A 3,947-nucleotide genomic window follows, 5' to 3' on the forward strand; every position below is an offset into this window, starting at 1 on the left:
CCCTCGCCACAGATGCTCATGAATGGCTTACCTTTGCATCCCCCAACGCTTCACCGTCACCCGCTCCAGGCTGTCGAATACCAGGTTCTCTACCAGCAGGCCGATGAGGATCACCACCGCCAGCCCGGCAAAGACCTTGTCGGTGTACAGCTCGTTGCGGTTCTGGAAAATGTACCAGCCCAGGCCGCCCTTGCCGCTGGTGGCGCCGAATACCAGTTCGGCGGCGATCAGGGTGCGCCAGGCGAAGGCCCAGCCGATTTTCAGCCCGGCGAGGATCGACGGCAGCGCCGCCGGAATCAGGATGAACAGCACAAAACGCAGGCCCTTGAGCCCGTAGTTGCGCCCGGCCATGCGCAGCGTTTCCGACACGCCGAGAAACCCCGCATACATGTTCAAAGCCAGCGCCCACAGCACCGAATGCACCAATACAAAAATCAGGCTGTTCTGCCCCAGGCCGAACCACAGCAGCGCCAACGGCAACAGCGCGATGGCCGGCAACGGGTTGAACATCGACGTCAGGGTACTGAGCAGGTCACGCCCCAACTGGGTCGATACCGCCAGGGTGGTCAAGCCAAACGCCAGGATGATGCCGAGCAAATAACCCTTGAGCAGCACCACCAGGGAAATCCACACCTTGCCCAGCAACTCGCCACTGAGCAAACCGTCATACAGCGCGCTGGCAGTCTGCAAAAAGCTCGGCAGCAACAGGTCGTTGTTCTGGTAACGCGCCACGCCCTCCCACACCAGCGCCAGCACTAACAGAATCAAGCATCTACGCAACCAACCCTGTTGCCAAAGACGCTGCCCCAGAGGCAATTCCCGCTCCAGCGGCACGTGGCTCAGCGGTTGCAGATCGACTTCGTATTCTTCGCGCACAGGCGATAACTGGCTCATGAAACGCTCTCCTCAGTACGCGATACGAATGTCGGCAAAACCCAGCTCGCGTTCAGCATCCGGCGACTGGCCTTGTTCGAACAGCAGCGAATGAATCCGCCGCGCCGTGTGCTGGAATCCGACGCCGCCAAGGCTGTGCAGATCATATTGATGGCTGTGGATTTCCGCCCGGACCCGCCCCGGATGCGGTGACAGCAGCAGGATGCGGTTGCCCACCACCAGCGCTTCTTCGATGGAATGGGTAACGAACAGCAGCGTGAAGCGCACCTCTTCCCAGAGCAGCAGCAATTCCTCCTGCATCTTGCGGCGGGTCAGCGCATCCAGCGCCGCAAAGGGCTCGTCCATCAGCAGGATCTTCGGTTGCATCGCCAACGCCCGGGCAATCGCGACACGGGCCTTCATGCCACCGGACAAGGTATGCGGATAGGCATCGGCAAACGCTGCCAACCCGACTTTATCGAGGTAGTGCAGCGCCCGCTCCTCGGCTTCGCGACGTTTGAGCGTGCCCGACGCCAGCAGCGCGAACATCACGTTCTGCTTGACGGTCTTCCATGGTGGCAGTTGATCGAACTCCTGAAACACCACGATCCGGTCCGGCCCTGGCGCGTTGACGGTTTGGCCTTGCAGGCGAATCTCGCCCTCGCACGGCGATATGAAACCAGCAATGGCCTTGAGCAATGTGGACTTGCCGCATCCGGACGGGCCGAGCAATACAAAGCGGTCCGCCGGATCGACTTCGAAACTCACCTGATGGGTGGCCCGCACCACTCTCTGCGGGGTGCGGTATTCCAGGCTGACGTTATCCACCGACAACAGCGCGGTGTCGGTGTGGGTGGCGTTGCTGGCCGCGTGGCCTTGCAATGGCGCGTTCATGACAATCAGCTCCCCTGCAGCGGTCTGGCGTCCTGGAAGAAGTAGTCTTCCCAGGAGGCCGGCTTGTTCTTGATGGCGCCGACGCGGTAGAGGAATTCGGCGAGCGGGTAGGTGTTTTTTGGCGTGACGGTAAATTCGATCTGCGGGTTTTCAATGATCTTCAGCAGAGTCGCCCGGTCGATCTTGGCCTTGGTCACGCGCAGGTAGGTGTCCGCCGCCGCGCCTTTGTCTTTCTGAGCAAACTCGGCCGCTTCGGTCAGCGCCTCGACGAAAGCCTTGTAGGTCTTCGGGTTTTCATCGCGAAATTTCTCGGTAGCGAACAGCACCGTGGGCGAATTCGGCCCGAGCACGTCATAGGAATTGAGCACCACGTGGACATTGGGATTTTGCAGGGCCTGGTCCTGGAACGGCGGGTTGGAAAAGTGCCCGGTCAGTTCGGTGCCGCCGGCAATCAACGCGGCCGTGGCATCCGGGTGCGGGACGGCCAGGGTGTACTTGTCGAGGCGATTGAACTCCTTGTCGCCCCACTGCTTCGCGGCGGCGTACTGCAGGAAACGCGACTGCACCGACACGCCCACCGCCGGCACCGCGATGCGGTCCTTCTCGGTGAAGTCGGCAATGGTCTTGACGTTCGGGTTGTTGCTCAACAGGTAATAGGGAAAGTTGCCGAGGGAGGCCACGGCCTTGACGTTCTGCTTGCCACGGGTACGGTCCCAGACCGTCAGCAACGGCCCGACGCCGGCCCCGGCAATGTCGATGGAGCCCGACAGCAACGCATCGTTGACCGCCGCGCCGCCGGACAGCTGGGTCCAGTCGACCTTGATGTCGATGCCCTCATCCTTGCCGTGCTTCTCGATCAATTGCTGGTCGCGGACCACGTTCAGCAGCAGGTAGACGATGCCGAACTGCTCGGCGATGCGAATCTCGCCCTCGGCCTGGGCGCTGGCCGGCGCGACCAGGCTGCCAGCGAGCAAGCTGAACCCCAGGCCGATAGCCGCAGCCAGCGGTGCAAAAGCAATGCGTTTGGACATGGTGTTTCTCCGGGCTCTTTGCGCGTTGCGCAGCCGATCAGAAAGGGGCGTCGCCCTGGATAGTGGTGCGATACAGCTTGCGGCGCAGATGGCCAGGGCAACCGGCGGCCAAGTGGATCAGCGAGCGGTTGTCCCAGAACACCAGGTCGTGTGGCTGCCATTGATGGCGATAGATGTTCTGCGGCAGCACGCTGTGGGCATACAGCTCGGCCAGGATGGCTTGGCTTTCATCCTCCGGCAGGCCGACGATGCGTGTGGTGAAGCCTTCGCTGACGAACAGCGCCTGGCGCCCGGTTTCCGGGTGGGTGCGGACGATGGGATGCACGACTTCGGCGACCTGGGCCAGTTGCTCAGGCGTGAGCGTTGGGCGCCAGTTGCCTTCGAATTTGGTCTCGCTGTAGCGCGCCGTGTAGGAGTGCGCCGCCGAACGGCCTTCCACCGCTTTTCGCAACGCATCAGGCAAACCGTCCCAGGCCTTGTGCATGTCGGCGAACAGCGTGTCGCCGCCCTCGCTCGGCAGCTCCTGGGCGTGGAGCATCGAGCCGAGGCTCGGCAGTTCCTTATAGGAAAGGTCCGAATGCCAGAACTTGCCGGCGTCTCCCAGGCCGATGGACTGGCCGTTCTCGATGATGTTGGAGACGATGAGAATTTCCGGATGCCCGGCCAGCAGGAATTGCTTGAGCACATGGATTTGCAGCACGCCAAAACGGCGGCTGAAAGCGATGTGCTGCTCGGGGGTAATGCGCTGATCGCGGAACACCACGACGTGATAGTCCAGATGTGCGCGGTGGATGCGCGCGAAATCCTGATCGTTGATCGGCCGGGACAGATCCAGCCCGACGATCTCGGCACCTACGGCACCGCTGAATGGGCGTACTTCGAATGATTGCGGCGCGATGTCCGCGGCATTTGAATCTGGAGAAATAGAGACGGCTGGCATACATCACTCCCACGCACGGCGCGCTTGAATGGGCGCGCAGTCGATCAAAAACTCACGGGGTCACCGTGTCGGTTTGTGTCGTGCGGCGCGCCGATTGGTCGGCAGGTACGCAGGGGGATGACTTTAAGGGTATAAGAAGGTTAATTTAAATACTGAAAATGCATAACCATATGGCAGAAGCTGCGGGAGCAACACGGTCCTGTGGGGGG

The 3,947-nt window shown here is 61.4% G+C and carries 4 protein-coding genes; all 4 read right to left on the minus strand.

Going from position 1 to position 3,947, the window contains the following annotated elements; translation table 11 throughout:
- Positions 1 to 27: 27 nt before the first annotated feature.
- Genes ACE04F_RS18585 through ACE04F_RS18600 form a run of 4 tightly spaced genes read right to left on the minus strand, consistent with a single transcriptional unit; the run spans position 28 to position 3,738 of the window.
- The gene (locus ACE04F_RS18585) at positions 28 to 894 is read right to left on the minus strand and encodes an ABC transporter permease (RefSeq protein WP_486108958.1); all 867 of its coding nucleotides are present in this window, start codon (positions 892 to 894) and stop codon (positions 28 to 30) included.
- Between the two features lie 12 nt (positions 895 to 906).
- Positions 907 to 1,767 (minus strand): ABC transporter ATP-binding protein, encoded by an 861-nt coding sequence (locus ACE04F_RS18590; protein ID WP_486108960.1) that lies wholly within the window; start codon positions 1,765 to 1,767, stop codon positions 907 to 909.
- A 5-nt stretch (positions 1,768 to 1,772) separates the two neighbouring features.
- Positions 1,773 to 2,798, minus strand: coding sequence for an ABC transporter substrate-binding protein (locus tag ACE04F_RS18595; RefSeq protein WP_486108962.1), 1,026 nt, complete (start codon positions 2,796 to 2,798; stop codon positions 1,773 to 1,775).
- 37 nt (positions 2,799 to 2,835) lie between these two features.
- Positions 2,836 to 3,738 (minus strand): TauD/TfdA dioxygenase family protein, encoded by a 903-nt coding sequence (locus ACE04F_RS18600; protein ID WP_486108964.1) that lies wholly within the window; start codon positions 3,736 to 3,738, stop codon positions 2,836 to 2,838.
- Positions 3,739 to 3,947: the final 209 nt, after the last annotated feature.

This window comes from Pseudomonas sp. AGC41 (assembly GCF_057334555.1).

What these genes read in the sequence shown, in the direction of transcription:
- ACE04F_RS18585 (WP_486108958.1), bottom strand. Translation starts at nt 894, where the DNA reads ATGAGCCAGTTATCGCCTGTGCGCGAAGAATACGAAGTCGATCTGCAA.
- ACE04F_RS18590 (WP_486108960.1), bottom strand. Translation starts at nt 1,767, where the DNA reads ATGAACGCGCCATTGCAAGGCCACGCGGCCAGCAACGCCACCCACACC.
- ACE04F_RS18595 (WP_486108962.1), bottom strand. Translation starts at nt 2,798, where the DNA reads ATGTCCAAACGCATTGCTTTTGCACCGCTGGCTGCGGCTATCGGCCTG.
- ACE04F_RS18600 (WP_486108964.1), bottom strand. Translation starts at nt 3,738, where the DNA reads ATGCCAGCCGTCTCTATTTCTCCAGATTCAAATGCCGCGGACATCGCG.